The following is a 26,785-nucleotide window of genomic DNA, read 5'->3' as shown; positions in this document are numbered from 1 at the left end:
GAGGCGCATGGCATGTCGATTACGGCAATGACGCTCGTGTGATGGCGGGCTCGGCGTGCGTATGTCGCGCTGCGTTCGACTGGTGCGCATTCAACGCCACGTCACTGCTGGTGGCGAGCGGCAACTGTACCGCGCGCGTGACGTCGATCGCTCCGGTCGTGCGATTGAGTGCGGACTCGTCGCGCGTCGCACTGACTTCCACGCCGCGCGCGAATCGACGGTCTTCGCTGAGTTCGACGCGGTCGATACGGCACATGTGGTGCTGCAACGCGTCGGCGGCGATGGCTGCGGCGAGTCGCGTGGTGTGGGTGCCATCGGGAACGCCGTGGCGACGGTTCAAGTCGATCACCGCATCGAGCGACTGCCGGTACAGGCCGTGAGCCGGGTGCTGGTCGCTCGCCATCGTGCGTCCTTCGACAGTGACGCGGGCCGCCGTGGCGTCGTCGAGTCCTCCGGACCGCGGCAGGTGGTGATCGCGCTGGAACTGTTCGATGGCGTGGCGCGAATTGGGGCCGAGGACACCGTCCACTGCGAGCGGTCGTCCGTCGGCACCGGTGTAGCCGAGATGGTTCAACGTACGCTGCGCAAGGCCGATCGCCGCGTGCGATGGCGCACCTCCGTGATGCGTGCCTGCAGTAGCCGGTCGCAGTGTCGACGACTCGGCGCGGTGCGCAGGCATGCGGCCGATTTCGATCGCACCGCGGTCGATGTCGGTGAAGTAGCGCTTGAAGTCGTCAAGGCGCGACGTGTTGAAGTCGATATGCGTATGCACTGCATAGGCGTCGGATTTGCCATGTCCGTAGCCGCCCTGCGTTCCCAGCGGCTGGCCGTAGGCCACGGTCTGCCCTTCGTGCAGCCCGGATCCCGCCAGATCCATATGCCGTATCTGCGCGATGAGCTCGCCGCCCTTGTGGTCGAAGATGCACACGAGCCCGTTACGCGCGTCCACCTTTCCGACATAACCGGCGGCCGGCGACGGCACGGGTATGTTGCGCCGGCCCTGCTCGTCCGTGAGAACGAAATCCTTGGACACCATCAGGTGCCCGTCCGACGTGCGCGCCTTCAGCACCTCTTCGCGGTGCCCGTCCACCGTGGCGTACGAGCGACCCGGCTGGTGACCGTGCTGGCTCGGGTGGTGGATTTCGAGGTCCCGGTACGCGTGGACCCGTTCGACGCCGTGTTCCGCACTTTCGCTGATCCGATAGCGAGTCATTGGCCCTTCCCTGTCAGGACTAATTCGGTTGTACGTCAGTTGCCGCCCGCGAAGCGCCAGCACGATCCGCTGAAAACGAATCGATACGTGCGGGCCGGGCCCAGCACGCGGGTTACTTCGTCATTTTCGTCACGCTCCACCGGGCGCGCGGTCACAATGAACGTCGAGCCCGATCGCGTCTCGTCGATATCGAGCGAGATGTCCGGCTGGGATGCCTGCACCCAGCTGTAGTCGCGAAGGTCGACGTCGAAGGCGGCGTTTTTCGCCTCGATAGCCGTCAACGCTTCACGGGCAGTGGGCGTGCGCACGAACGCTTCGAAGAAGGACTTGTAGCCATCCAACGTGCAGGAGTCGGGCGGGAAGGCCGGCGGCAACTTGTTATCGGGCGAACTGGCGGCGACGGGCGCTGCCGCGGGCGGTGGCGTTGGCGCGCTATTCGCGGCCGGCGCGGGGCGATCGCATCCCGCGAGCAACATGGCAGACAGCACGATCATCAAACGGGGGGACATGCACGAGCTCCTTTAGTGCGCACGGTCGGCCGGCGTGGAACGGTCCGTGTTCCCATGCGTCGGGTCAGCGTAAACATGCTTTGTCTACAGGGCAATCGGATGCCGCCGGCGATCGACGGTCACGCTAGCCGAAGCGTACCGATCCGCACGATTCCGAAATCGAACCTGCCATCTGCCCGATCGCACCTTCTTGCCTTCCCCGTCCGCTTTTTTCCGTGGACGACTGCTTCTCGAGCATGGAACACCAAGCGCCCCGGGGCCTTCTAATGCCGAGCGCTCTTGCCGACTGCCTTCGCCTTCGCAGGCTCCGGTTTCGGCAACGCCGCAATCCGGATGAGTTCAGCGGGCAGCCGTGCCTGCAGGTCCGCGAGCAGTTCGGTCGCCGCGGCGCTTCGGTCGGTGGATCCGTCCTGCAGCGCGACGCGCACCTCCGTGGTGAGCGTGCGTATCTCCGCGCTGGCCACGAGCCCCCGCGTGAGGATCAGGAACGACTCGCCTTCGTAGTCCACGGCGTACAGACCGAGCTTCTGCGACCGGCCTTGATACGTGACACCGTCCATGCGCACGAGAAGCTGGCCGATCGCGTTCCACGTCTCCAACTCTCCGGCCGGGATCGTGAACTCCGATGGCCTGGTCGGCACTTCGACCACCGCCGCCGGCGGGGCCGCTGGTGGAGGCGCCACCGTCGCGCATGCAACGATCGACGCAAGCGCGACGGCCATCCACGGTAGGCGCGAGGGCGTGCCTGTTGGCGAGGCGGTGCAGTCTGCGGTCATCGTGCGGCGACCCGCTGTCGAATGCGCTGTCCGCAGGTTGATGTTCGATGCGTGAACATCGAATCAGGTGATCGGGGTTGGCATCCAAGCCCATCCGGGAAATGGAACCTGACCCCTTTTCACGCCCGTCGAACGGCAACGGAGTGTGGCCGCGTCGGCCGCGGGCGATTTTCGAAGACACGCCGCCGCGGCGATGGAACCCACCCCCTATTCCCCATCTCCCCGACCCCGCTCATCAGTTGCGGAAAAGTCCTACGCCGTGACGGCGGATATGCCCACGCCCGGACCCGTGAAACGCGCGGAACCTTGCCGGGCCGCACTTCGCGGCGGCACGACGAGACTCCCCCATGCGCCCGTCATCGATGCACCCATTCCTGCACGCGACCACACTCTCGCTGTTCGTTGCGAGCCTGCTGCTTGCCGCTCCGGCGCAGGCGTACACCATGCGCAACTGCCGCAAGTCCGCCACGTGGACCGGCAGCACCGAGATGGTGGCCGATCTCAACCCGGGCGCACCGGGGTCCACCCACCCGATCTTCGGCTTCTCGTCCACCAACGAACTGATGGCCGAGTTCAACGACACGCTCTATTTCCAGGCCGACGACGGCACTCATGGCTCGGAGTTATGGCGCGTCGGCAACGGCTCACCGACGATGGTCGGCGACATCGCGCCCGGTGCGACCGGGTCGCAACCCCATGCCTTCGCGCGATACAACGGCGCGCTGTTCTTCGCCGCGCGCAGCAGCGCCGATCGCGACAACCTGTACATGAGCAACGGCAGTGCGATCGCGATGCTGCCCGATCCGGCGGCGGGTGGGCAGAAGGTCGAGATCGCGGCGCTTACCGTCTACGCGGGCAACCTGTATTTCGTGCGTTACGTCGACGGCGCGGGCAAGTTGTGGCGCTACAACGGCACCACCACGCAATTGGTCGGCGCCGCCAACGCCGTGGCCGGCGCGTTTGAAACCAGCAGCCTCACCGCCCACCCGTTCGTGGTGTTCAAGGACCGGCTGTATTTCGTCAAGGCGGTCGGCGCGGAGTATCGCCTGTGGGCGTTCGATGGCACGGCGATGAAGCTGGTCAAGCAACTTGCGCCCGCCGGCAACACCACCAGTTACGGGTTCGACCTTGGCGTGTACGGCGACGCGATCTATTTCGGCAGCGTCGTGCCCGCCGATCCACCGTTCGAAAGCGACGAGCTGTGGAAATACACCGGCATCGGCGCGCCTGCCAAGGTCGCCACGCTTCCCGCCCATGCGTTTTCCTTCAGCCAGCCCGGTGATTTCACCGTCTTCAACGGCAAGCTGTACTTCACCGCGGCGCAGGGCCTGCACCGCTTCGACGGCAGCAACCTCGTGCTTTTGCCGAGCGGACCGGCCGCGTTGCCGTGGGGCGTGAGTGGCATCAGCCCGTATACCGCAGTCGGCTCGCTGTTTTTCAGTGGCTTCCACGACGACTGGCAGAACGCCGAGCCCTACATCTTCAACGGCAGCCAGACCGCGCTGGTGCGCGACATCATGCCCGCCGACGGCACGCCGAATCCGGGCTCATTCCCGTCGCGCGGCGTGCAGGTCGACGACATGCTGTTCTTCAGCGCCGAGGACAACATCCACGGCCGCGAGTTGTGGCGCATGAAGCGCGGCGAAGCGTCGGCACGGCTGGACTGCGACATCGTGGTCATCCCGCTGTGGGACGACTGGCGCCTGTGGATCGTCGACGAGCGCGAAGTGATCGTCGCGACGTGGCTGGCCGCACCCAATGAGCGCCCGCGACTCATTTCGCGCGAGCGCACCGTTGCACGTCGCGACCAGCCACTGCGCGTGCAGGTGCTCAAGAGCGAGCTGCGCCGCAATGGCGTTCCCGAAGGTGCGAGTCTGGTCACGCGCGTGTATGACGCGAAAACGGGCGCAATCGTGGATCGTGGCGATGGCACCGTGGGTGTGTCGACGCAGCGGGTCGTCGGCGGCAAGCGCGCGAACGTCACGCAGGTGGGCGAGCCCCCGCTGCGCGAGGTGATGGGCGAACGTCTATACGGGATGTAAGGCGATGTCCGGAACCGCGGCGACGGGGGCGCGACCTCCGTCGCCGCGGCGCGAATCGTCCCGGACGCGCTTTGCGCGCTGTGGTTGCGGACATCCGTGGGGTGATCGCGCCCCATGGCTCCACTGAAATCCGGTCGGCGCTCTTCCTCTTCCCATGTCGTGCACGCGCGGGGCCTACCGTATCGGCTGACCCCCGGAGACCCCGATGCCCGAGACCCTCTACGACGCGTTGCGCGAAAGCCACGAGATCCAGCGTTCGCTGTGCCGATCGCTGCTGCGCACGCCGGCGCACGGCGAGCGCCGACGCGAGGTGTTCCGCGAACTGCGCATCGAACTGGCCGCCCACGAAGCCGCCGAAGAACGCACGCTCTACGTGGCCATGCTGCAGCACGATGCCGGCCTGGATTCGTCGCGGCATGCGCTGCACGAACACCACCAGATCGACGAATTCATCGAGACGATGCGCAAGGGGCAGCCGTTCGATCGCGGCTGGATGAACACCGCGCGCGCCCTGTCGAAGAAGGTGCACCACCATCTGCGCGAGGAAGAGACAAAGTTCTTCCAGGTCTCGGGCAAGCTGCTGAGCGCTACTGCAAAGACGCGCCTGGCCGGTGCGTACCGGCGCGACTACCGGCGCATGCGCGCGCACTACGCCGACGCCGACTAGCACGTGATGCGGTAGGCGCCGGGCCGCCTCCTGACCGCTCTGCCGGACCATCGCCACGCCGTGGTCCGCGCGGCGTTGTGCGTTGGCGCCGATGCAGGGCCGGCCCGCGGCGAGTCCCGCGCCGCTGCCCTCCAGCGTCGATCGTGCAGGCGCACACCGCGCCCGCGGCGAACGGCCCGGACGCAGGTCACCGCTCGTCCACCCGGGGAAAAGTCCTACATGGCGCCGGGCGGTTCTCCGTTGCCGCGTGTGCGCGCCTCGACGACGCTGCGCGCCCCCTGCCCGCTCTCATCGCGCCCGTGCGTGGAGGGCAGTGCGTGGACACGTCTTTCCCAGCGGAATGACCGACTGCGTCGCCGGATGAATCGCCGGCGTTGCGTCTGGGAGAGTGGCGGATGAAGTCAGCCAGGCTATTGACCGCGCTTGTTCACACTCAACGCCCCCGCGGTTACGCTAGCCACCTCAACGCGGCCACCCGACAGCAGCTGGCCATCACAACGACAGGGATTGTCACGATGATTCGACCCGCGCTTGTATGCGCCGCGATGCTCCTTCTGTCCGCGTGCACGGGGACTGACTCGTCCGGCGCGCAACCGATCCAATCGGTATCACCTTCGCCGACCGCGCCGCACCGGCCGTCCGCCGACGCCGCCGAAGCGCATGCCGCGCCGGTCGAATCGCTGGCGCAGTTCGCCAAACGGATTCGCGTGGAGTGCACGCAGAAGGGTGGCGACCTCGCATGCATCGGTGGAAAGCCGGAGAACGGCGACATCTACGACGTCGACCTGCGTCCGGATTGCGGGGCGGACGGGTACTTCGGTGGAGTGATGAACGACGGCGGTGCCGAGTTGCGGGACGCATTACCGCCCAACGACGCATCTACGCCTGCCGTCTTAGGCGCAGGACAGCTCGTCTGTATTCAGGCCGTGGGTTCGGTGGGACAAGATCCTTCGTATTTCTACGTAGCGATGGTCCCGGCCTCAGATGTTGCCGCATGTCAGGGAAACCGCCTGTGCTCGACCTACGGCGACCGGAAGGTGAGCCAATGGAACGGCGACGCCACCCGATGCCGCATCGCGACTAATGGCCGTCCGACGGACGCATGCCCTCAAGGATGGGTGCGCCGCGAGGACATCGAGGACTTTTCGAACGGGATGTAACCCAGCACGCTGGGAGCAATCAGGAGACATGGAATGTCGCAGGACCATCGCATCACTCGCCTGATCTCATCGGTCGGCAGGACACGCACCTTCGAGTACGACGACGGAAGCGTCGAGACGCGTACCGGAGGCTCGGCATCATGGCGCAACAACAACCCTGGGAACCTCAAGTTCGAGTTCGCGGGAAGCGCAGACAAAACCGCGCACTCGCATCGCACACGCGAACAGGCGGTCGCCGACGCGAGGAAGTACTACGACGGCGTAGTGGGCCTCGATCAATGGGGGAACGCGGTTTTCGAATCGGTGCAGGCCGGAGAAGCTGCACAACTTAAGTTGCTCTCGGGGCGTTACCACTCCCAGACCGTCGAAGAGCTGGTGCACCGGTACTCGAAGTCCGATTACAGCGGCGGCACGCATCACGCGCAGCAGATCGCTTCCATCCATCGGACTGCGCAGGAGCTCGGCGTCGATTTGCACGGCAAGACGGTCGATCAAATGTCCGCTCCCGAGCGACACGCGTTGGCTCGTGGCATTCAGAGGTTCGAGGGTTTCCGAATCGGTGAAAGCAGTCGTGAGCCTGCGCTCGCGCGCCCATCGGTCGCGCCAATCGGCGGCCCAGCATCGATCTACGCGGAGGCGGAGCTTCACTTTTTCCGTTCCGGAACCATGTTTGAATACGGCCGTCCGGACAATTCCAAGCCCGGCCGCGATCTGAGCCGCACCGAGCAGGATTTAGACCACGACGGCAGACGCGGCGTTGACTGCTCGGCGTTCGTCTGGCGCGGCCTCAAGAATGCCGGCTACGGCGTCTCTGGCGAGGATGCGCGCGACTTCTCGACGCATACACTGTTCAGCGGGACGGATGTCACGGCGTACGCCCGACGGCATTTCGAGGTCATTTCCGCGAGCCAGGCTCGCGCACCAAACGGCGTGCTTTCACGAGGCGACATCCTGCTGTTCTCGGATGGGCGCAGTCAGCACGTCGGCATCTTCAAGGGATACGACGCCGACGGGCGGATCCAGTTCATCGGCTCGCAAAGCAGCAGAGGCCCAGAGACGGTGACCGTGAAACCGCACGGCTACTGGGACGGCGACACGACCCACATCGTTGGTGCGCTACGGGCCAAGCCAGAGTTCCAGATCCGTCACCCGCTGCACGCCTCGACGACGCCTCACGAACACGCGACAGTCGCATCGCACCCGACCGACCGCGCGGTAGGCGCGACGCCAACGGGCGATATCACGCATGTACCGTCCACCCACGCGAACGCGGCGCACCTGGGCAATGCACGGCCTGTCGACCCGCAGATCGCCCGCCTGCAGAGCGACCTTAACGATCTCGGCGCGCGTGACGCGCGCGGCGCACCGCTGGCCGAAGACGGCATCGTCGGACGGCATACGCGGGAAGCGCTGAAGGGCTTCCAGCACGACCACGGGTTGCCCGAAACGGGGCGCGTCGACAGTGCGAGCCGCGAGGCACTCACATCCCTCCACGGCCTTCGCCTGACCGATACCAGCCACCCCGACTACCCGCTCTTCGAGCGCACGCTCGGCTTGGTCGAGGCCGCGGAACGGACGCGGGGCATCACGCCCGGAGTGCACAGCGCGAACATCGCAGCTGCATTGGTGGTCTCGGCCCGCGACGCCGGCCTGCAGCGAATCGACCGGGTCGACTTCGGTGAGCCACCGCGCTTCGTACGTGCCGTCCAGGTCATGCCGGGGGGCGCGCCCGAGCATGAGCGCATGGCAACGCTGGAGACGCGGACGGCGTCCGTCCAGTCACTGCATGCATCCAGCGACATGCTCGCCCAGCTGTCGCCACGTCCGGAAATCGCACAGCCCGGTGAGCACCAGATGCATACCCGGGGCGGAGCGCTGACGCGCTGAGCGGTTGCGGCTCCGGCAACCGCGGTAACACCTTGCCGCGGTGTTGCCGCTTTACGGTCGCGTGATCCCGCTCAAGCTCCCAACGCCTCCATCGCGAGCGCATACGACCGCAGCCGTGCATCCGGATCGTGGATATTCGCGGTCACGATCAGTTCGTCGGGTTGATGGCGTTGGACGAACGCATCCACCCACGCCTTGACCGTCGACGGCGAGCCCACCGCCGAGTACGCCAGCGCCTGCTCGATGCCGGCTCTCTCCATCGGGCTGCAGAAGGTGTCGAGGTCTTCAGCCGATGCCAGCGGTGGCGGTACGAGTCCCGGGCGGCCGCGACGCAGGTTGATGAAGGCTTGTTGCTGCGTGGTGAACAGGCGTCGCGCCTCAAAGTCGGTGTCAGCGCAGACGACGTTGATCGCCAGCATCACGTGCGGCGATGCGAGCTTGGCCGATGGTTCGAACCGCGCGCGGTAGACGTGCAGCGCGTCCTCCAGCGCGGCGGGTGCGAAGTGCGAGGCGAATGCGTAGCGCAGGCCGAGCTTGGCGGCGAGCTGCGCGCCGAACAGGCTCGACCCGAGGATCCACGGCTCGACCTCGACGCCGCTGCCCGGCACCGCCTGCACGGCTTGCCCAGGCTGCACCGGCTCGAAGTAGCCCAGCAGTTCGACGACGTCGCGCGGGAACTCGTCCGCACCTGCGTAGTAGCGGCGCAGCGCGCGCGTGGCCGGCTGGTCGGTGCCCGGCGCGCGCCCAAGGCAGAGATCGATGCGGCCCGGATACAGCGTGGCGAGCGTGCCGAACTGCTCGGCGACCTGCAGCGGCGCATGGTTCGGCAGCATCACGCCGCCGGCGCCCACGCGGATCGTCGCCGTCGCGCCCGCCACGTGCCCGATCAGCACCGCGGTGGCCGCGCTGGCGATGCCCGGCATGTTGTGGTGTTCGGCGAGCCAGTAGCGGCGGTAGCCGAGCTGCTCGGCATGGCGCGCCAGATCGCGCATGTGCGCGAACGCCTGCGCGACATCGCGACCCTCTCCCACCGGGGCGAGGTCGAGAACGGAAAGGGGAATCATGGGCGCTCGATCAGGTGGACTGCCGACAGTGTCCACGCGCGCATGGACGCGAAGGTCAACGGCGGTGGATTGGTGCGTTCGACGTTGACGCTGCCGAGAACTCCAGCGGCGTTGCGAGGCGGCGCGTGTGTCGGCGCTCACTGCGGCCCACCCTGACCCTGCTTGTGCCTGCCCGGGCGGGAATTCGAGGCCCTACCCTCGTCGAAAATGCAGCCTGACCCCTTCTCTGCCTTTTCTGGCGGGACGTTTTCGTTGGCGAACGGCGCTACTGCTTCTTCATGGCCACGCCTGCGCACGACCCGCACGCGACCTGAATCATCTACCCGACGCTTCGCGCGCCATTCATTGCGGCCCGCCAAGCATCGCCGCATAGCCGATCACGGAGTCGACGATGCAGCCCCTTCGCCACGCCACCTTCGCCCTCGCGCTCGCCGCGGCCTGCATGCCGCTCGCCAGCGCCGCCCGCCAACCGCTGCATCTCGTCTCCGACGAGCAGCTGGCGCAGATGGGCCAGGAGGAGTTCGCCAAGATGAAGGCGACGCAGAAGATGTCCACGGACCCGCGTCAGCAGGCCGCCGTGCAATGCGTGGTCAACTCGCTGCGCGCGACGCTGCCGGCGCCGTATTCCACGCAGGCGTGGGAAGTGCGCGTCTTCGTCGACGACACGCCCAACGCGTTCGCGCTGCCCGGCGGCAAGGTGGGCGTGAACACCGGCATGTTCCGCATCGTGCAGTCGCAGGATGAGCTGGCGGCGGTGCTCGGCCACGAGATGGGGCACGTGGTCGCGCGCCACACGAACGAGCGCGTCTCGCGTCAGCTGGTCGCGCAGACAGGCCTGCAGGTGCTCGGCGCGATCGCCAGCCGGCACGCATCGGCGACCACGACGCGCGGCCTCGTCAACGCGGCCGGTGGCGGTGCGCAGCTGTTCCTGCTGCTGCCGAACTCGCGCGAGCAGGAATCCGAAGCCGATGCGCTCGGCCAGCGCTACATGGCGCAGGCGGGCTTCGACCCCGCGCGTGCGGTGACACTGTGGCAGCACATGGAGGCGGCGTCGGGCGCACGTGCCCCGCAGTTCCTGTCGACACACCCCAACCCTGCCAACCGACTGCGCGATCTCAGCACGCGTGCGCCTTCGCTGCAGCCGCTCGCCCGCAGCGCGCGGGCGGCGGGGCATAGCCCAAAGTGCTTCTGAAACTAGACGGGCAAGCGACACGCATCACGCGGTTGCCACTTATCGCAATGCGAGCTGATTCGAAGCTCGACCTAACGCGCGCCTGAGACACCGTTGATCAGGCGCTTCTTCCGGCGTGGCGATGCTGCGTGTCCACACCCGGAGACCGCGTCATGAACACGCCGCTTCGCTATGCCCTGCTCGCCGCTGCATTGCTCGCTGCCGGCGGCGCGCAGGCCAAGTCGCATCCCACCATCAGCAAGGCCAAGGCCGAAACGATCGCGCTGCATCGCGTGGAGCATGGCGTGATCAAGAGCGCCGAGCTCGAGAACGAAATGCATCGGCAGGTGTGGTCGTTCGACATCGCGCGCCACGGCGTGGCCGGCGTGACCGAAGTACTTGTCGACGCCCACACCGGAAAGGTGTTGAGCGTGAAGGACGAGACGCCCGCGAAGGAACGCGCCGAACACCAGCAAGAGGCGAAGGAAGCGCAGAAGCACTGAGTGAGGGTGGACGTCAGCGCGGGCACGGAAGCCCGCGTTGGCGGCTAGGTATCGAAGCGACGCAGCTCGTGAAGTGCGAGCTGGCAGGCCTGCGCGAGGGCGAGGAACCTGTCCCGCTCGTAGTCGTCGATGAGCGCCTGCTCCAACGTCGTGTAGTCGGAATCGTCGAATGCGGGGATCGCATGTGCCCGCCCCTTCATTGCCAGGTCGCACGCAGCCACCGTGTCCGCTGCAAGGGCGATGAGCTTCTGCTTCGCCTCCCCGTTCGCGTCGGCGGCATCGGGCTGCCAAACGACGGGGCCCGACCCGTGGTGCCACGGGCTGAGGAAGCGGCGAAGCCGGTCCCGCTCAATGTGGAGGTAGCTCATCGTCAGGCGCTCCGTTGCGACCCGAGCTGAGCTTCGCCGCAGGGCAGTCGCGACGCTGCATACGCGACGTTTCCACGAGATGGAACCTGACCCCGCTTCCCGTTCCTCCGACTCAGCGACAGGGCAGCCGTCCGATCAGCTCCAGGCCCACCATGTCGCCGGCCAGTTCCCGCTGGCGCTTGCGACTCAATGAGCCCAAGGCGCGCCGGTACGACCACGTCACCAGCTCGGTCAGGTACGCCTCCGGCATCCGCCTGACATCCACGATGGTGACCCAGTGGAATCGCGCCATGTAGCGGGCGGGTTTGACGCCGGGCATGTCGGTCAGTTCGAGGAACCGATCCGGCGTGACACGCACGCTGAAGCGCCAACGTTCGGGTTCACTGGTCTTGAAATAGGCGAACGTCTTATCGCCCAGGTTGTAGACCAGGATGTTCATCGGCGGCGGCCGCAGGTGTTCGACCGCGCCGGGGAACGATGCACACAGGCGCTGGACGCTCTCGATATCCATGCCGTGGATTCTGCCGCAGGGCGCACGCGCCCGAGTCGTAGCGACGCGACGCTCGATCCAGTGGCTTACTCACTAACTGTCGTGGAAATGGAACCTGACCCCGTTTCTGAAAAGTCGACTCCCTGATCATCTGCGCCGCTCTGCTCGTGCGAACTGCCGCTACCATGCGCCGGCCCCGTTTGAGATTGCTCCATGTCGCGTCGCGCACTTCTGATGTTGTTGATCGTCATTGCGCTGGTCGCGGGCGCGGCGCTGTGGCGTCATAACGCAGGGCGGGCGAAGGCGCCGGTGGCCGGCGCGCAGTGGCGCGAACCGCGCACGGGCATGGAGTTCGTCTGGGTGCCCGGCGGCTGTTTTCGCATGGGCTTTCCGGACGTCCCCGAATCAGGTTCGCATGCCAACCGCGAGGCGGCGCAGCCCGAGCACGGGGTCTGCCTGCGCGGCTTCTATCTGGGGCGTTACGAGGTGACGCAAGCGCAGTACCGACAGGTCACCGGCGCGAATCCGTCACGGTTGACGCAGTCACCGCGGGCGCCGGTGGACGGCGTGCGCTGGCAGGATGCGGTGGCAATGGCGACATCGCTGGATGGCACGGGCCGGATCCGCCTGCCGTCTGAAGCGGAATGGGAGTACGCGTGCCGCGCCGGCGGCCAGCACGTCGAGGTGTGCGGCGATGCGCCGATCGACGAGCTGGCGTGGGTCGACACGCTCAGCAGCCACGGCACGCAGCCGGTCGGCAAGAAAAAGCCCAACGCATGGGGGCTGTACGACATGAACGGCAATGTGTGGGAGCTCACGCTCGACTGCTGGAACCCGAACTACCAGCACGCGCCGGCGGATGGCAGCGCGTGGCGCGATGAAGGCGACTGCGGCCACCACGTAAAGCGCGGCGGCGGCTGGAACAACTACGCCAGCGTGTCGTCATCGACGGAACGCAGCTGGGCCGATGGCGAAGGTGTTGCCATCGACAACCAGGGCTTCCGTCTTGTCTATGCGCCCTGAGCGCGCGCCTCTCGTCAGGTGCATCGGATGCAAATGAAACACCTCTTCGTTGTCATCGCCGCGGGCGCAGTGCTCTATGCCGGCGTCCGTCTGGCAACGCACCATGCCGACGTTTCGCCGGGCAGCGCGGAGCGTGCGCCGGGCACACAGGATGCGAAAGCGAAGTACGCCCTGTACATGCCCGATCGCATTGCCGACATGGACGTGCCCCGCGAGACCTTTTTCGAACTGTTCAAGGACTTCGCGTTGCACGAATGCTGGGCGCCCGTGCGCGACATTCCGCAGGACGGTGACGCATGCCGCGCCATGATCGAAGCGCGCCACGCGGATTGCGTAAGCACGCTTTCGGCGCGAAGCCCTGCTGTCATCCACGGACACGATGCGTCCAACGCACTGACGCGGCGCTATCTGGAATGCGTGAACCCCGTGCGGCACTGGAAGGCGCCGGGCTGAGGCCGCGCGCGGCGCAGTCGGCATCAGCCACGACGTTTCGGAACACGCACATGGGCTTGAAGGCGCCATCCATTCCGTGGCACGGGGTCGACGATCGAAATCCGCAGCTTCGGCGCCAGGCGAAATGGAACCTGACCCGATTTCTCTTCTTACGCGCGACGTGATTACCGGCGCATGCCGACGCATTACGCCGATCAGGAACGAAGCTGGACGGCATTGAATCCCGCTGCGCGGGAGCGCTGTCTAGGTCACGGGCAAATGGAAGCTGACCCGCTTCTTCCATTGGGGATCAGAAAACTCCACTCTGACCCCTGTTTTGGCTTTCCGACCTGGTCTTCGTGCGCGCTCATTCAACGAGCTTCGCCTACGCGTCTTGAGGAATGCGCCTAGCTGCGTCCCGAAGCGGAACCCAACTCCATATCGATTGGGAAATGGAACCTGACGCCGTTTCTCTCGGACCCCATTTCCGGAAGTGGAACCTGACTCCATTTTCGCTAAGCGCAATAGCCGGCAATGCGATCGCGAGTTCGGGCTACGCTGGCCCATCTTTCCGCCCGATCGACGCCATGAGACACGCCCTGCTCGCCCTCTGTCTGCTGAGCCCCGTCGCGATGGCCTGCGATACCTCGCACCTCGCGCTGTCGGGCGTGGTCACCGTGCCCACCTGCTCACCGAAGTCGTCAACTGACTGTGTCCTCTCCAACAACGTCGTGTTCGAGTACATGAAGGCCATGCCCGACGACCCCACGGTCATGAACGTGGGGATGCAGACGAGTCCGTGGCGGATGTACGACGGCGACATGCGCATCCTCACCGTCGATGACGTCGCCGCGGTGGTGCGCGCGAATCGAGACGCAAGCGAGCGGCGCATCGACCTGATCGGTTCGTGGACGGGCGTATCGCCCGCACCGGGCGTACCGTCGCTCGCCGACCGGCTGTCGAAGGCGCTCGACGGGTTTCCCGTGCGAGGCGAGGACGGCTTCCTGTGGCTGTCCGCCGACGGCAAACGTCACACAACCCGACAGGCGTACACCGGACGCGAAGGCGCGGGTTCCTATTTCGTTCCGAAAGGCGCCGACGTGATGGTGGCGCTTGCAGGCGGCTGGCCTGCGTTCGTCGAGGGCAGCATCCCCGACGACGAGCCGGACTTGCTGATGCGCGCGGCCGCCGGCTGGGACATCTTCTACCTCTGCCCGGACAGGGCACTCGCCAGCTTCGAGCACGCCGCGGCGAAGGGTAGTGCGATCGCGGCGTACAACGCCGCAGTCATGCGATTGGAACGGAACAGCGAGGGCGATCGCGCCGCAGCGCGCGCATTGCTAGAACGTGCCGCGGCGCTGGGTGACGCCAAGTCGCGTGCCAAGCTCGCGGCCGAAGGCCAGTAACGCCAGATGGAAATGGAACCTGACCCCATTTCCCCTGGCGGAGACTGCGCGCTGGCCCCTGCTTCCGCACGAGAACGATGATCCATGGATAGCGTTTACGAGATCGATGGGCTGCCGATCAGAACCGGCGACATCCTGTGCATGCGCGACGGAGGCCGGGGCGGTTTCTTCCGGCGGCTCTGGACGGCGATCGGCGCGCTGATACCCGGCGAGGTGGATCATTGCGCGCTGTACGTCGGCCCGAATGGGCGGTTCATCGAAGCGGACATCCACGGCGTCACGCTACTCACGATGCCCGGCAACCATTGGGATGCCGACGCGCTCGTAGGCAAGCGACTATTTGTCGACACGTTGGTCGGCGTCGCGTATCCACTGCAAGGCAGGGGACTGACCGCAGAGGAGGAGAGACGCGTGCGCGAATCCGTTGCAGCGTATTGCCTCGCACACGCGACGGCAGACACGCCGTTCAATTTCAATCTGTTCAACGCGACGAACCCGAACCGGGCGTATTGCAGCCAGCTCATCGCCGATGCGTACCGGAACGAGGGAATTGAACTCGACACCAAGCGGGGGGTTCCCAGGTGGCGCATCTTCCGCCGCGCGGTATTTCCGCAGGCGCTGTGGGCGGGCAGTCCGCATCGGAGGGTGCCCGAGCCGATGCCCGGTGCGGGCAACGCGGAGGGTTGAGCTCAGGCTCCGCCTCCGGTGCACGGCAGACACGGACGTATCGTCGGCCGGCAAGAAATGGATCCTGACCCCGTCTCTAGACTCCATTTCCCGAACGCAAGTCCCTCGACGAACGCATTCACTCGCGTGGCAAACGTCGATGACGAACCCACCCACCGAGCACGACGTCGAACCGAATGGGTAGCCGGTTCACGAGCCCGGCAGTTTCGCCGCCAGAACGTCGACCTTTTCGATGGACGGCGGCGCGGAGAAAAGTTCTCCGGCGTGCGCCATCAGGGCAGCGGCAACCTTGCCCGATAGATGCGCCTGACGACCGGCCTCGTCGGGGAAGGCATCGAAGATGCCGTACGTCGACGGCCCCAGACGAATACCGAACCATGCGGTGGTCGCGGGCTCCGCCTGCACCAGCGGAAGCCCGCCCAGCAGGAACCGCTCGACGTCCTTCTCTTTTCCCGGCTTGGCTTCCAAGCGGACGAACAGAGCTACGTTGACCATGGCGCGCCTCCTGTGATGGGGAGCCGCCGACCTTACGCCCCTCTTCCGTGAAGGCCGGCATGCATCCGGTCGCTTGTGAGGCGAAGACAGGGGACAGACTCGACTTTGCCAACGAAGCCTAAGGAAACACCGCTCTGAACCGTGCTTTTGCCGGATCAGAAAACTCCACTCCGACCCGTCTTTTTTCGGCTAGTCGAGGAAATGGAACCTGACCCCATTTCTCCATGGACCCGCGCATTCGCATCGCGCAGATCGGATAGCTGGTCGTTGGCGCGCTTGAGCTGATCCAGCGCAAGCGCCACACCCGCGTTCGGACGCGGCCAACCCAGTAGCAGCGCCGCGCGCGCCCGGCGCACCGCTTTCCGCCCCTGATGGACGCCGTGGCGGGATTCGCGACCACCGAGCTCAAGCGCCGCGGTCGCAACGTGCAACTGCTCGGACACGTACCGATGGAGCCGCTTTCCGACCGGGTCGTCATGCGCGTTCACTTCAACGAGCATCGCCTGCGCGTCCTGAAGAGCGCGTCTAGTTTCCCGCCGACAGCTCCGCTTCCGCGGTCAAGCTGCGTGCATAGCGTCGCGCGCGCGCCACGAAGAGGTGCCGGACACCGCACGACCTGGCAGTCGCTTCGCTCCGGGTCGGGAGCGGACATAGGCTGATCAACGGCGCGATCCCGCCGGACTACGCGGTTTCATCCGGCCGGCGGAAATGGAACCTGACCCCTTTTGTCCAAGCGACAACCGGCATGAAACCCCGTGGTGCGTTCTAGTCCAGGCGCATTGCGCATAGCCAGCCTATGACTCGGATCTGAGGAATCCAATGTGATTGACCGAATTGACGTCCGCCGTGAACCTACCGGTAGTCGAAATGCGCGCAATATCGAAGAGCAACAAATGGCCACCGACTAGCTCCTGGATTCTGGAAAGCCTAAATCTCTCGAGGATCGCCGGTATATCGCGATCGTGAATCGCGATTCGAAAGCTACGCTGGGCAATGCCGAAGTTCGCGTAGTGAGCATTCCCATAAGACCAGTACCGCAGTGGCGGGAGCACGCCCCAAAATCCGTGCCAATGCTCCGTATGCCGCTCAGGATCAGCATCTTCAAAGCGAACAAAGGCAGTGTGCACTGGCATCTCTGTCTGATTCGGATCAGGCATTCGAATCGGAAGCGCACTTGTCCTGAACGAAGGCCAGTCGACCAGCTGCTCAAGTAAGCGCTGAGGCCCCCTCCTCACAGTCGACGATTGCCTCGTACGTGCGCCGCCGCTTCTACTTCGCTGACCCTCTTCAGGGTCAGCTGCTAGCGCATCTTCCACCGCATCAGCTGGAGGCTCCTCAGAGAGAATTTGGACCACCAGCGTCTGCCCACGTCTTTCCCACGTTCCAACTGTGGAGTCGCTCTCCTCCGCATCCCAAGGATCGCCGTTCACCCGTGTTATCTCGCAGTCTTCTCCGTGGGGAAGACAGTAGAAGCAGGCCGAACGGCTTCGCCCATTCGTGCCTGCCCGCGTAGCTCTACGGTAGTGCGCCTGCTGGCCGCAGAACATGCAGACCAACTGACCCCTCAGTGCTTGTCGATCGCTGTCAGGAAACTGCGCGAGCTGCTGCGCTGTGTACTCGCGCCCGTCAACTAGGCTTCGTGCTGTTTGCATGTCACGTCTCGTCGTCCATTAGAGGAATCAATGAGTCGAACATCTCTATGTGCACTTGGAACATTTATGCGTAGTCCCCCCACACCAAAGCTGCCGGCGCTACCAAACAGGGAGTGAAATCATCGCCGCGCGGCTGATCGGCGTCACCACGAACGCAACACTGAATCGAGCACGTGTCACTGCTACGTACAACTTTTCAGGCGACTTCAACCTACTTGGATCACGCTTGGCCAGATACGTCAGGATCGGAGCGGTCGGGAATATAAGAACGCGGTCAAAGGTCGAGCCCTTTGATACACCAAAGTTCAAAGCTGGCAGACCAGCCGTATCTGAGTTTCTATCGTGCCTCAGAACGACTGGGCTCCACTTTTTCACGTATTCCGCAACACGATCCGCTCCCACACCAAAAACACCATCATGCCCAGTGCACTCGTAGTTTCTTGACGTCGTGCGCGGCAACGCTGGGTACAGCGCGTCCGCAAAGTCGCAAATCGCTTGGTTGCAACGATACGATTCGCTGCGCTCCTCAATTGAGCAAATCGAGCGGCGCGCTTTGAGCCAGTCGAGCATGCCGACGCCTGAAAATTTTGCGTGCCGACGATTTAGGTTTGTGCTGAAGGTATGTTGGCGAGGATCGCCAACTAGCGTGACGCAAATGCGGGACGCCAAAAGCATGTCCAGCACATCAAGGTCATATCCAGTTAAATCTTGAACTTCATCGATCAAGATACGGTCGTAGATTGCTTCCAGCCGACGCTTAACAGCACCCGCCGACGCCTGGTTTAACTGAACTACAAAGTCAGCCGTCTCGTCCCGATAGAGCCTGCTTTCAGAATCTAAGTAGAAGTGCAGACTGGTTTTCGGTGTGTACCTTGCACGCCGGCCCTTGAAGTTCAGGCCGGCGATCTTGAAGGGCTGGCCAGTCAACGCGCGCTGGTAGGGCTTTGCGCACTCGTTAATGAGAAACGCAAACCAGCCCATTACGACGACATTCGGCGGCACCACGCCCATGCGTTCCCGAATGCGGTGAACTATTTGCTTCTGGTTCTCAGCAGTGAACGTCAGAATCAGGGACCGCTCTTTCGTCGACAGCGCGTGGTCGATGACAGTCTCCGTCTTCCTCGAACCAGCGCAAGCAAGAATCGCCGTGTTAGACATGAGCGATCGCGCGGGATATGTAGGGCGGCATGTCAATGACGTCCTCAGACTGGAAGATCGCTAGAGCAGCCTCTGTCTTGTTTTTGAGCATGAAGTCCAACAGCTCGTCCGAGCTGGTGAACTTTTGCCCGAGAACCTTGTTCAACAACTCCAAGTCATTTGCGGCGACGATCTGCGTTTCCAGCGTGCGACCTCCAGCACCGTCGCCGACACAAAGCTCGACGTTGGGTTTGATCAGGTATTCCTGGAAACGTGTCTGGTGGTTACTCACTGGCTTCGCGTCGTTGTCGACTACTACTCGCACCGGCTTGCCGATTCGAACCGCGATATCGAGGAAGCGCTTATGCGCTAACCCTACGCTGATGACGTCGACGTCATCCTCGATGGGCAGGCGGCCGTGTTTGTCGCGATAGGCCCGCTGCACCACCAGCTCATCCGACGGACCCTCCACGAGTATTGACGCGCGAGCGAGGACCATCCGGAGCGTGTCGTACCCGGCTAGCTTCTTGAAGTAGTCGACTGTGCCATCCGGCAGATCCGTCATCCGCAGCGGGCCTTCCGGCCCAAGAAGGACTAGGTGTTCGAGCCCCACCTTGTTTAGGACAAAGTTGCTATGCGTGGCGATGATCACTTGCTGTCCGCGACACTGGTCGGCGATTCGTTCAAGCAGTGAGCGAAGCTTGGTATACGAGAGGTGCGCCTCGGGTTCTTCGATCAGCACAACATGACAGTCACGGGCGCGCTGCCCTAGTGCAAGCACCGTCTTTATCGCGCTTTGTTCGCCTCTGCTTATCAGGTGGAAGGGCAGCTCATCTACATGTGCGACCAGACCTCGCTCCCACGTAAACCGTTGAGAGATGTCAACTCCTAGGCTCAGCGCCCGATTGGTAAGTAGCCCGCTGTCGCCCTGCAGCTTCTTGTTGATCTCCTGAACGGATTTGCGCTCCGCAAAGGTCTCCCGCAGGCTTCGATATTCACGTGATAGCTCGACGCGTTCACTCGGCTGCAGCTGCGCGCTAATGATTTGCTGAAGGTGTGTGTCTATTCCATTCTGAAGACGCAATGCTGCGGGGTCGACGATGGAGACATCGATCGGGACACTTCGGGACGTAATGCTCTGCCCCGAAAAAGCTGTCCAGTCGACTCGGTAATATTCAGTCGGGACCAAAGCACCGTCGCGAACGGTGGCCACGAACGCCGAATATTCATCGTGGAATTCAGGCGCCAGCTGAGCCTGAAGGCGGACGCCGATGGCGTCCTCGCCCGAGAGGTTGTTCGTCCCGCGCAGTGCTTCAGCGCCGCAGTCGGGAGAGAGATAGAGCTCGATGATGATCTCTGGCGGCGTAGCAGCACGGCCAGTTCGCAGAGAGTCTGAGTAGGCCCGAGTGGCGGCGTTGTTGACGTGATATGGCGACAGCTCGTAGGCGAAAGGCTTGCCCGCTAGCCGACCCGTCAGCGCCAGCGAGATCGCCTCGAGTAGTGTCGATTTGCCGATGTCGTTCGGTCCGACGAGGACGTTTATGCCGTCACTGAACTCGAGATCGAGTTGTCTGAATATGCGGTAGTTGCGGATGGCGAGGCGGCGGATCACTTTTCCCCTCCCGAAAAGTCCCGTCGCCGAGCCTAGTGGATGGCGACTCCGGCCACCAGAGGGCCTAGAAAAGGCAAAGGCGGCTCGAAGCCGCCTTTGGTTTATTCAGTGGATTGCAATCTCGATTTACACCGAAATCGGATTCGGCTTATCCACATCCAGCTTGTACTGCTTGATCGCCCTCGCCACATCCTTCCCCGTCATCTTCCCTTCCGCCGCCAATGCAGCAATCGCCGCATGCGCGATGTGGAAGCGATCCACTTCGAAGTGGCGACGCAGGTTCTCGCGCGTATCACTGCGGCCGAAGCCGTCGGTGCCGAGCACGGTGTAGCGCATGGGCACGTATTCGCGGATCTGGTTGGGGTAGGCGCGGATGTAGTCGGTCGCGGCGATGGCGGGGCCGGTGCGGCTCTGCAGCAGTGACGTCACGTACGGCACGCGCTGCGTGTCTTCGGGGTGCAGGCGGTTCCAGCGTTCGCAGTCGACGGCTTCGCGCGCGAGCTCGTTGAAGCTGGGGCAGGACCAGATGTCGGCGGTGACGCCGAAATCCTTGTCGAGCAGTTCGGCGGCGGCGATGGCTTCGCGCAGGATGGTGCCGGAGCCGAGCAGCTGCACGCGCAGCTCGCCCTTCTTGGCCTTGGCGCCGCCCTGCAGCAGGTACATGCCCTTGATGATGCCGTCGGCCGCGCCTTCCGGCATGTCCGGGTGGGCGTAGTTCTCGTTCATCAGGGTGATGTAGTAGTACTCGTCCTGCTGCTCGTTGAGCATGCGATGCATGCCGTGGTGCAGGATCACCGCGACTTCGAACGAGAACGTGGGATCGTAGCTGCGGCAGTTGGGGATGAAGCTGGCCTGCACCATGCCGTGGCCGTCTTCATGCTGCAGGCCTTCGCCGTTGAGCGTGGTGCGGCCGGCGGTGGCGCCGAGCAGGAAGCCGCGCGCGCGCATGTCCGCCGCCTGCCACGCGCTGTCGCCAATGCGCTGGAAGCCGAACATCGAGTAGTAGATGTAGAACGGCATCATCTGCAGGTCGTTCGTCGAATAGCTGGTGGCCGAGGCCATCCAGCTGGCGAACGCGCCCGCTTCGGTGATGCCTTCTTCCAGCACCTGGCCCGCGGCGTCTTCGCGGTAGTACATGAGCTGGTCGCGGTCGACCGGCTTGTACTTCTGGCCGTGCGGCGCGTAGATACCGAGCTGGCGGAACAGGCCTTCCATGCCGAAGGTGCGCGCTTCGTCGGCGACGATCGGCACGCAGCGCGGGCCGACCTGCTTGTCGCGCAGGATGATGTTGAGCGCCTGCACGAACGACATCGTGGTGCTGATCTCGCGATCGCCCGTCGACTTCATCAGGCGCTCGAACACTTCGAGCTTCGGCGCTTCGAGCGACTGCGTGGCCTTGCGACGACGCTGCGGCAGCGCACCGCCGAGCGCGCGACGGCGCTCGAGCATGTATTCGACTTCCGGCGACTTCTCGCCCGGGTGGAAGAACGGGATCGCGCCGCCTTCGAGTTCCTTGTCGCTGACCGGGATGTTGAAGCGGTCGCGGAACGCGCGCACGTCGGTGTCGTCGAGCTTCTTGGTGCCGTGCGTGGGGTTGAGCGCTTCGCCCGCGGCGCCCATGCCGTAGCCCTTCACCGTCTTGGCGAGGACGACGGTGGGCATGCCCTTGGTGTTCATCGCCTCGTGGTACGCGGCGTAGACCTTGTGCGGATCGTGGCCGCCGCGGTTGAGGCGCCAGATGTCCTCGTCCGACAGCGACGCGACGAGCGCGGCGGTTTCCGGGTACTTGCCGAAGAAGTTGTCGCGCGTGTACTTGCCGCCGAACGCCTTGCAGTTCTGGTATTCGCCGTCGACGGTTTCCATCATCAGCTGGCGCAGCTTGCCGGTGGTGTCGCGCGCGAGCAGCGGATCCCAGTAGCTGCCCCAGATCGTCTTGATGACGTTCCAGCCGGCGCCGCGGAACTGGCCTTCGAGTTCCTGGATGATCTTGCCGTTGCCGCGCACCGGGCCGTCGAGGCGCTGCAGGTTGCAGTTGACGACGAAGACGAGGTTGTCGAGGCCTTCGCGGCCGGCCACGGAAATCGCGCCGAGGCTTTCGGGTTCGTCGGTTTCACCGTCGCCGAGGAAGCACCAGACCTTGCGGTCGGTCTTCGGCATCAGGCCGCGGCCTTCGACGTACTTCCAGTTGCGCGCCTGGTAGATGGCGGCGATGGGGCCGAGGCCCATCGACACGGTCGGCAGCTGCCAGTAATCAGGCATCAGCCACGGGTGCGGGTACGAGCTGACGCCGCGTCCGTCGACTTCCATGCGGAAGTGGTCGAGCTGGTCCTGCGTGAGGCGGCCTTCGAGGAAGCTGCGCGCGTACATGCCCGGCGAGCTGTGGCCCTGGAAGCCGATGAGATCGCCCGGGTGGTCGGCGCTGGGGGCGCGCCAGAAATGGTTGAAGCCGACGTCATAGAGCGTGGCCGACGACGCGAACGACGCGATGTGGCCGCCGAGCTCGCCCGGCTTGCGGTTGGCGCGCACGACCATCGCCATCGCGTTCCAGCGCAGCATCGAACGGATGCGCCATTCCATCGCGGAATCGCCCGGGCTCTTGGCCTCGAGGTGCGGCGGAATGGTGTTGACGTATTCGGTGGTGGGCGAGAACGGCAGGTGCGCGCCGGCGCGGCGCGTGACTTCGACCATGCCTTCCAGCAGCTGGTGAGCCCGTTCGGGGCCCGCGTGGTCGATGACCGCGGAGATGGATTCGAGCCACTCGCGGCTCTCGGTCGGGTCCGGATCGTCGTGCAGCAGTTCGGAAATGGCGCTGGAAAGATTGCCGATCATTCGTCCACGGCCCCTTGGCCGCTGAAGTGTGTACAGGGGAAGCGCCGATTCTAGCAGTGGGGTCTGAGACGACTCTCAGCAGCCGTACGCACTGCAAACGATTACCTCGCGACGTACGCAGGCGCATGTTTTCGCGGTGATGCAGGGGGTCGTTTGGGGTCGGCCACGCCATGCCGACGGACGGCCGTTGACGTCTACTAACTGATTAGTACTAAATGCGCCGTACCCCGGAGAACCGCATGTCGACCCCCCAACCCACCGAAGGCGAACTCGCCCTGCTGCGCGTGCTCTGGGCCCGCAAGGCGCCGATGACCGTGCGCGAGGTGCACGCCGACCTTTCGAAGTCGAAGGACACGGCCTACACCACCGTGCTGAAGATGCTCACGATCATGTCGGAGAAGGGGCTGGTGCATCGCGACGAGAGCGAGCGCAGCCACGCCTATACGCCAGTGCACCCGGAACGCGTGGTGCAGCGCTCGCTGGTCAAGGACCTGATGCGCCGTGCGTTCTCCGGTTCGGCGGCGAGCCTGGTGCAGCGCGCGCTGGATGACGGCGTCGCCAGCGAGCAGGAGCTCGACGAGATCGCGCGGATGATCGCCGAAGCGAAAGCGCGTCGACAGGCGAAGTGATCGACATGGCCGCCAGCACGCAACTTCTGTTCGCCTCGGCGCTGTCGTCGGCGCTGCTGCATTCGCTGTGGATGGATGCGGTGATCGCGGGCATGGCGGCGCTGGTGCTGGCGTCGATGACGCGTGCATCGGCGGCGTTGCGGCATTCGGTGGCGATGGCGTTCCTGGTCGCGATGGTCGCGGTGCCGGCGGCGTTTGCACTCGGCGTCACGACGTCCGCCGATCTCGGGTCAGCCTTACCAGTGCTAGCGCCGGTGCAGACGGTGCGCGCGGCAGCGGGTGTGATCGTGCAGGAGTCCACGCCACTCGCGTCGATGCTCGTCGCGATCTGGTTGCTCGGCGTGCTCGCGGTGCTGGTGTGGCGGCTCGGTGGTTGGCGCTATGTCGAACGGCTTGATCGTTTGCAGTGGGCGCAGTTGCCGGAGCCGTTGCGGACGCGTGTCGAGCAGTTGCGGGTCGCGTTGCGGATCACGCGTGACGTGTCCGTGCGTCTCGCAGATGAGGTGCTGGTGCCGTTCACCGCGCGACTGGTGAAACCGGTGATCTGGCTGCCGTCGGAACTGCTGCGACGCCTGCCGACCGCGCAGATCGAAGCTTTGGTCGCACACGAACTCGCGCACGTCGCACGGCTCGACTGGCTGTGGAACGGCGTGCAGTGCGTGGTCGAAGCGTTGCTGTTCTTCCATCCCGCGGCGTGGTGGCTGGGCCGGCGCATCCGGCTCGAACGCGAACACGCCTGCGACGACCTTGCGGTGGCGGCCTGCGGAGACGCCATCGCTCTCGCCGAAGCGCTCGCGCATCTCGAGCACCACCGGCATCCCACGCTCCGCTTCGCGCTTGCAGCAACGGGAGGTTCCCTCATGCAACGCATCACACGTTTGATCGCTCCAACATCCGCGCCTGCGCGGCGCGGCGCTCGCATCGCCGGCCTGGTGCTTCTCGTCGCCGGTGCGCTCACGGCCTGGCAGGTCGGCGCCGGCCCGAAGGGCGTCAACATCCACATCGAGTCCAGCGGCAAGAACGGCAACGTGCCGGACGTCAGCGTCATCACCGACAACAACGGCACGACCACGCGCGAATACCGCGGCCAGCGCAATCTCGACGGCAGCCTCGTCGAGTCGTACACCGAAAACGGCGTCGCCAAGCCGATCACGCCTGCCACGCGTCAGTGGCTCGCGGACGTGTCGCGAATCGCTCCGCCGCCTGCACCACCCGCACCGCCGCCGCCCCCCGCGCCGCTTGCAGTGCCCGCGCCGCCCCCGCCGCCTCCGCCGCCGGTCTACGACCCGAAGGCTCATGCCACCGCGGCGGCACCTGTCGCGCCGGCAGCCCCCGCATCGCCCGTGGCGTTGCCCGCACCTGTTGCACCTGCGACGCCGAACGCAGTGCCGGCCCGGATGCGTGCACCGAAGGGGGCGCCTGCTGCGCATGCTGTCCCGGCGACCGCTCCCACTGCCGCGATCCCGCCGCCGCCCGCACCGCCGGCGCCGCCCGCGATCACCGACAGCGCCGAGTTCAAGGCGTTGCTGCAGAAGGTTAGTGCCGATCGCGGCGTGCAGTCCGCACTCGGCACGCCGGTCAGCGTCAGCGGTCGCGAACTGCACGGCGAAATGAACGTCGACGACAGCCGCGGCCACGCCGACATGCGCATGACGTTGCGTGGTCCCAAGGGCGAGTCGATGGTGCACGTGGTCGCACGACGCGAACGCGGCACGTGGGCGACCGAGACGGTGAATCTCGAAGGCCCTCCGCGCTGAGTTTTTTTGCCGGTAAGTACTAATTGATTAGTAGCCAAGCGGCGCGCGCCGCCACCCACAAGGAGAGTTGCCCGATGCACCGACCGACCCTTTTCTTCGCGACGCTGCTCGCGCTCGCGCCCCTCGCCCACGCCGCGCACGCGCCGGACGAAGCGCCGATCAGCGCGACCGACCGGCATGACGTGATCGAAACGCTCGCGACGCAACTGCAGAAGCGTTACGTCTTCCCCGACGCCGGCGCCAAGCTCGCGTCCACGATCCGCAGTCGCGAGGGCAGCGGGATCTATTCGAATGACGCGACGATCGCCACGTTCGGAAAGCACCTCGCGAACGACATGCGCACGCTCGGCGACGACGGACACTTCAACATCCATTACGACCCGGACTTCCATCCGCCGAGCGCCGAAACGCCGCCGTTTCCGGATGCCGCCGAAGTGGCGCGTGGTCGCGAAGAAATGGCCGAACGCGGCTTCGGCATCGAAAGCATTTCGCGCCTGCCCGGCAACATCGGCTACATCGAAGTACGCGGCTTCGGCCCGACCGAACTCGTCGCCGACGCGATGTCCGCCGCGATGACGCTGCTGCAGGGCACCGACGCGCTGATTGTCGATCTGCGCCGCAACCACGGCGGCGAGCCGAACACCGTCGCCCACCTGATGAGTCACTTTTTTCCGGTCGGCGACCAGCGCCATCTCAACGACATCTACAGCCGCGCCAGTGACAGCACCCAACAGTTCTGGACCAATCCCAACGTGCAGCCGCGCTACGCCAAGCCCGTTTACGTGCTGACATCAGCCGGCACGTTCTCCGGGGGCGAAGAGTTCGCGTACGACATGCAGACGCAGAAGCGCGCGACGCTTGTCGGCGAAACCACCGGCGGCGGCTCCAACCCGGGCGATCTCTACCCCCTCGGCCACGGCTTCGCAGCGTTCATCCCGCATAGCCGATCGATCAATCCGGTGACGCATACGAACTGGGAGCATGTCGGTGTCAAACCGGACATCGCGGTGCCTGCGGCAGATGCGCGGCAGACAGCGCACGTCGCCGTCCTCGAAGCCCTCGTCGCATCCGCCACCGATCCGGAACGGAAAGCGGAACTAGCCGGCGTGCTGGAGAAAGTGCGGAAGGGCGTCGTCGACGCACCGGTCTATACGCTTAGGCCCTGAGGCGGCGGCAGGAGCGACGCGCCGCCCCTCATCGGAGCGGCGGCGCACGGCGCGGGCAAATCTTCCTGCCCGAGGCCCGGTTGGGTATAAGTTCGCACTTACACCCCGAC

Annotated in this window: 24 protein-coding genes; 13 read left to right on the top strand and 11 right to left on the bottom strand. The window is 64.9% G+C overall.

Annotated features, from left to right (window positions below):
* Positions 1 to 19: 19 nt before the first annotated feature.
* From ACKTTN_RS12820 to ACKTTN_RS12810, 3 genes are all read right to left on the bottom strand, one after another.
* Positions 20 to 1,213, bottom strand: coding sequence for an XVIPCD domain-containing protein (locus tag ACKTTN_RS12820; RefSeq protein WP_407910287.1), 1,194 nt, complete (start codon positions 1,211 to 1,213; stop codon positions 20 to 22).
* Positions 1,214 to 1,248: 35 nt separating this feature from the next.
* Positions 1,249 to 1,722, bottom strand: a complete 474-nt coding sequence (locus tag ACKTTN_RS12815) for a hypothetical protein (RefSeq protein WP_407910286.1) — start codon at positions 1,720 to 1,722, stop codon at positions 1,249 to 1,251.
* Positions 1,723 to 1,985: 263 nt separating this feature from the next.
* Positions 1,986 to 2,444, bottom strand: a complete 459-nt coding sequence (locus tag ACKTTN_RS12810; protein WP_407910285.1) for a hypothetical protein — start codon at positions 2,442 to 2,444, stop codon at positions 1,986 to 1,988.
* Positions 2,445 to 2,845: 401 nt separating this feature from the next.
* On the opposite strand from ACKTTN_RS12810, the gene ACKTTN_RS12805 reads away from it, so the two are divergent.
* The 4 genes from ACKTTN_RS12805 (at position 2,846) to ACKTTN_RS12790 (ending at position 8,254) form a co-directional block, all read left to right on the top strand.
* The gene (locus tag ACKTTN_RS12805) at positions 2,846 to 4,540 is read left to right on the top strand and encodes a hypothetical protein (RefSeq protein WP_407910284.1); all 1,695 of its coding nucleotides are present in this window, start codon (positions 2,846 to 2,848) and stop codon (positions 4,538 to 4,540) included.
* A 205-nt stretch (positions 4,541 to 4,745) separates the two neighbouring features.
* Positions 4,746 to 5,207 carry a hemerythrin domain-containing protein gene (locus ACKTTN_RS12800; protein WP_407910283.1) on the top strand — a complete coding sequence of 154 codons (462 nt, stop codon included), beginning with the start codon at positions 4,746 to 4,748 and terminating at the stop codon, positions 5,205 to 5,207.
* Between the two features lie 545 nt (positions 5,208 to 5,752).
* Positions 5,753 to 6,367, top strand: a complete 615-nt coding sequence (locus ACKTTN_RS12795; protein WP_407910282.1) for a hypothetical protein — start codon at positions 5,753 to 5,755, stop codon at positions 6,365 to 6,367.
* Positions 6,368 to 6,400: 33 nt separating this feature from the next.
* The gene (locus ACKTTN_RS12790) at positions 6,401 to 8,254 is read left to right on the top strand and encodes an XVIPCD domain-containing protein (RefSeq protein ID WP_407910281.1); all 1,854 of its coding nucleotides are present in this window, start codon (positions 6,401 to 6,403) and stop codon (positions 8,252 to 8,254) included.
* 71 nt (positions 8,255 to 8,325) lie between these two features.
* Here ACKTTN_RS12790 and ACKTTN_RS12785 read toward each other — a convergent pair whose 3' ends face one another.
* Positions 8,326 to 9,318, bottom strand: coding sequence for an LLM class flavin-dependent oxidoreductase (locus tag ACKTTN_RS12785; protein WP_407910280.1), 993 nt, complete (start codon positions 9,316 to 9,318; stop codon positions 8,326 to 8,328).
* 391 nt (positions 9,319 to 9,709) lie between these two features.
* Here ACKTTN_RS12785 and ACKTTN_RS12780 point away from each other — a divergent pair, with 391 nt between their 5' ends.
* Positions 9,710 to 10,510, top strand: a complete 801-nt coding sequence (locus ACKTTN_RS12780; protein ID WP_407910279.1) for a M48 family metallopeptidase — start codon at positions 9,710 to 9,712, stop codon at positions 10,508 to 10,510.
* A 152-nt stretch (positions 10,511 to 10,662) separates the two neighbouring features.
* Entirely contained in the window at positions 10,663 to 10,992 is a 330-nt protein-coding gene (locus tag ACKTTN_RS12775) for a PepSY domain-containing protein (protein ID WP_407910278.1), read from the top strand.
* 44 nt (positions 10,993 to 11,036) lie between these two features.
* Here the strand turns inward: ACKTTN_RS12775 and ACKTTN_RS12770 are convergent, their stop codons facing one another.
* Both ACKTTN_RS12770 and ACKTTN_RS12765 read right to left on the bottom strand, forming a co-directional pair.
* A complete protein-coding gene (locus ACKTTN_RS12770) occupies positions 11,037 to 11,360 on the bottom strand; it encodes a hypothetical protein (protein ID WP_407910277.1) in 324 nt (107 codons plus the stop codon).
* 112 nt (positions 11,361 to 11,472) lie between these two features.
* Complete coding sequence (locus ACKTTN_RS12765) at positions 11,473 to 11,871, bottom strand: MmcQ/YjbR family DNA-binding protein (RefSeq protein WP_407910276.1); 399 nt, start codon at positions 11,869 to 11,871, stop codon at positions 11,473 to 11,475.
* Between the two features lie 192 nt (positions 11,872 to 12,063).
* On the opposite strand from ACKTTN_RS12765, the gene ACKTTN_RS12760 reads away from it, so the two are divergent.
* The 4 genes from ACKTTN_RS12760 to ACKTTN_RS12745 all read left to right on the top strand — a co-directional run bounded on the left by ACKTTN_RS12760 (position 12,064) and on the right by ACKTTN_RS12745 (position 15,398).
* On the top strand, positions 12,064 to 12,873 hold the full coding sequence (locus ACKTTN_RS12760; protein ID WP_407910275.1) for a formylglycine-generating enzyme family protein: 810 nt from the start codon (positions 12,064 to 12,066) through the stop codon (positions 12,871 to 12,873).
* Between the two features lie 33 nt (positions 12,874 to 12,906).
* Entirely contained in the window at positions 12,907 to 13,326 is a 420-nt protein-coding gene (locus tag ACKTTN_RS12755) for a hypothetical protein (protein WP_407910274.1), read from the top strand.
* Positions 13,327 to 13,706: 380 nt separating this feature from the next.
* Positions 13,707 to 14,711: a hypothetical protein gene (locus tag ACKTTN_RS12750; protein ID WP_407910273.1), complete on the top strand. Its 1,005-nt coding sequence runs from the start codon at positions 13,707 to 13,709 to the stop codon at positions 14,709 to 14,711.
* Positions 14,712 to 14,795: 84 nt separating this feature from the next.
* On the top strand, positions 14,796 to 15,398 hold the full coding sequence (locus ACKTTN_RS12745; protein WP_407910272.1) for a hypothetical protein: 603 nt from the start codon (positions 14,796 to 14,798) through the stop codon (positions 15,396 to 15,398).
* Positions 15,399 to 15,587: 189 nt separating this feature from the next.
* On the opposite strand, the gene ACKTTN_RS12740 is transcribed toward ACKTTN_RS12745, so the two are convergent.
* From ACKTTN_RS12740 to aceE, 5 genes are all read right to left on the bottom strand, one after another.
* Positions 15,588 to 15,893 (bottom strand): putative quinol monooxygenase, encoded by a 306-nt coding sequence (locus ACKTTN_RS12740; RefSeq protein WP_407910271.1) that lies wholly within the window; start codon positions 15,891 to 15,893, stop codon positions 15,588 to 15,590.
* Between the two features lie 155 nt (positions 15,894 to 16,048).
* Complete coding sequence (locus tag ACKTTN_RS12735) at positions 16,049 to 16,393, bottom strand: hypothetical protein (RefSeq protein ID WP_407910270.1); 345 nt, start codon at positions 16,391 to 16,393, stop codon at positions 16,049 to 16,051.
* A gap of 1,251 nt (positions 16,394 to 17,644) precedes the next feature.
* Positions 17,645 to 18,703: a UvrD-helicase domain-containing protein gene (locus ACKTTN_RS12730; RefSeq protein ID WP_407910269.1), complete on the bottom strand. Its 1,059-nt coding sequence runs from the start codon at positions 18,701 to 18,703 to the stop codon at positions 17,645 to 17,647.
* On the bottom strand, positions 18,696 to 20,294 hold the full coding sequence (locus tag ACKTTN_RS12725; protein WP_407910268.1) for an ATP-dependent nuclease: 1,599 nt from the start codon (positions 20,292 to 20,294) through the stop codon (positions 18,696 to 18,698). The genes ACKTTN_RS12730 and ACKTTN_RS12725 overlap by 8 nt, the downstream gene beginning before the upstream one ends.
* A 126-nt stretch (positions 20,295 to 20,420) precedes the next feature.
* Positions 20,421 to 23,123: a pyruvate dehydrogenase (acetyl-transferring), homodimeric type gene (gene aceE, locus ACKTTN_RS12720; protein WP_407910267.1), complete on the bottom strand. Its 2,703-nt coding sequence runs from the start codon at positions 23,121 to 23,123 to the stop codon at positions 20,421 to 20,423.
* 239 nt (positions 23,124 to 23,362) lie between these two features.
* On the opposite strand from aceE, the gene ACKTTN_RS12715 reads away from it, so the two are divergent.
* The 3 genes from ACKTTN_RS12715 (at position 23,363) to ACKTTN_RS12705 (ending at position 26,675) form a co-directional block, all read left to right on the top strand.
* On the top strand, positions 23,363 to 23,752 hold the full coding sequence (locus tag ACKTTN_RS12715) for a BlaI/MecI/CopY family transcriptional regulator (protein WP_407910266.1): 390 nt from the start codon (positions 23,363 to 23,365) through the stop codon (positions 23,750 to 23,752).
* A 5-nt stretch (positions 23,753 to 23,757) separates the two neighbouring features.
* Positions 23,758 to 25,509 carry a cytochrome c oxidase assembly factor Coa1 family protein gene (locus ACKTTN_RS12710; protein WP_407910265.1) on the top strand — a complete coding sequence of 584 codons (1,752 nt, stop codon included), beginning with the start codon at positions 23,758 to 23,760 and terminating at the stop codon, positions 25,507 to 25,509.
* Between the two features lie 74 nt (positions 25,510 to 25,583).
* Entirely contained in the window at positions 25,584 to 26,675 is a 1,092-nt protein-coding gene (locus tag ACKTTN_RS12705; protein WP_407910264.1) for a S41 family peptidase, read from the top strand.
* Positions 26,676 to 26,785: the final 110 nt, after the last annotated feature.

It is taken from the genome of Lysobacter claricitrinus (genome assembly GCF_045866565.1).
Lineage (GTDB): Bacteria > Pseudomonadota > Gammaproteobacteria > Xanthomonadales > Xanthomonadaceae > Cognatilysobacter > Cognatilysobacter claricitrinus.
This window is presented reverse-complemented; position numbering and strand designations above follow the sequence as displayed.

Excerpts from the sequence above, each read along its gene's own strand:
- ACKTTN_RS12735 (WP_407910270.1), bottom strand. The coding sequence starts at position 16,393 with ATGCTCGTTGAAGTGAACGCGCATGACGACCCGGTCGGAAAGCGGCTC.
- ACKTTN_RS12705 (WP_407910264.1), top strand. The coding sequence starts at position 25,584 with ATGCACCGACCGACCCTTTTCTTCGCGACGCTGCTCGCGCTCGCGCCC.
- ACKTTN_RS12715 (WP_407910266.1), top strand. The coding sequence starts at position 23,363 with ATGTCGACCCCCCAACCCACCGAAGGCGAACTCGCCCTGCTGCGCGTG.
- ACKTTN_RS12740 (WP_407910271.1), bottom strand. The coding sequence starts at position 15,893 with ATGGTCAACGTAGCTCTGTTCGTCCGCTTGGAAGCCAAGCCGGGAAAA.
- ACKTTN_RS12770 (WP_407910277.1), bottom strand. The coding sequence starts at position 11,360 with ATGAGCTACCTCCACATTGAGCGGGACCGGCTTCGCCGCTTCCTCAGC.
- ACKTTN_RS12820 (WP_407910287.1), bottom strand. The coding sequence starts at position 1,213 with ATGACTCGCTATCGGATCAGCGAAAGTGCGGAACACGGCGTCGAACGG.
- ACKTTN_RS12800 (WP_407910283.1), top strand. The coding sequence starts at position 4,746 with ATGCCCGAGACCCTCTACGACGCGTTGCGCGAAAGCCACGAGATCCAG.
- ACKTTN_RS12815 (WP_407910286.1), bottom strand. The coding sequence starts at position 1,722 with ATGTCCCCCCGTTTGATGATCGTGCTGTCTGCCATGTTGCTCGCGGGA.
- ACKTTN_RS12775 (WP_407910278.1), top strand. The coding sequence starts at position 10,663 with ATGAACACGCCGCTTCGCTATGCCCTGCTCGCCGCTGCATTGCTCGCT.
- ACKTTN_RS12795 (WP_407910282.1), top strand. The coding sequence starts at position 5,753 with ATGCTCCTTCTGTCCGCGTGCACGGGGACTGACTCGTCCGGCGCGCAA.
- aceE (WP_407910267.1), bottom strand. The coding sequence starts at position 23,123 with ATGATCGGCAATCTTTCCAGCGCCATTTCCGAACTGCTGCACGACGAT.
- ACKTTN_RS12785 (WP_407910280.1), bottom strand. The coding sequence starts at position 9,318 with ATGATTCCCCTTTCCGTTCTCGACCTCGCCCCGGTGGGAGAGGGTCGC.
- ACKTTN_RS12730 (WP_407910269.1), bottom strand. The coding sequence starts at position 18,703 with ATGTCTAACACGGCGATTCTTGCTTGCGCTGGTTCGAGGAAGACGGAG.
- ACKTTN_RS12710 (WP_407910265.1), top strand. The coding sequence starts at position 23,758 with ATGGCCGCCAGCACGCAACTTCTGTTCGCCTCGGCGCTGTCGTCGGCG.
- ACKTTN_RS12750 (WP_407910273.1), top strand. The coding sequence starts at position 13,707 with ATGCGCCTAGCTGCGTCCCGAAGCGGAACCCAACTCCATATCGATTGG.
- ACKTTN_RS12765 (WP_407910276.1), bottom strand. The coding sequence starts at position 11,871 with ATGGATATCGAGAGCGTCCAGCGCCTGTGTGCATCGTTCCCCGGCGCG.
- ACKTTN_RS12810 (WP_407910285.1), bottom strand. The coding sequence starts at position 2,444 with ATGGCCGTCGCGCTTGCGTCGATCGTTGCATGCGCGACGGTGGCGCCT.
- ACKTTN_RS12755 (WP_407910274.1), top strand. The coding sequence starts at position 12,907 with ATGAAACACCTCTTCGTTGTCATCGCCGCGGGCGCAGTGCTCTATGCC.
- ACKTTN_RS12745 (WP_407910272.1), top strand. The coding sequence starts at position 14,796 with ATGGATAGCGTTTACGAGATCGATGGGCTGCCGATCAGAACCGGCGAC.
- ACKTTN_RS12805 (WP_407910284.1), top strand. The coding sequence starts at position 2,846 with ATGCGCCCGTCATCGATGCACCCATTCCTGCACGCGACCACACTCTCG.
- ACKTTN_RS12780 (WP_407910279.1), top strand. The coding sequence starts at position 9,710 with ATGCAGCCCCTTCGCCACGCCACCTTCGCCCTCGCGCTCGCCGCGGCC.
- ACKTTN_RS12760 (WP_407910275.1), top strand. The coding sequence starts at position 12,064 with ATGTCGCGTCGCGCACTTCTGATGTTGTTGATCGTCATTGCGCTGGTC.
- ACKTTN_RS12790 (WP_407910281.1), top strand. The coding sequence starts at position 6,401 with ATGTCGCAGGACCATCGCATCACTCGCCTGATCTCATCGGTCGGCAGG.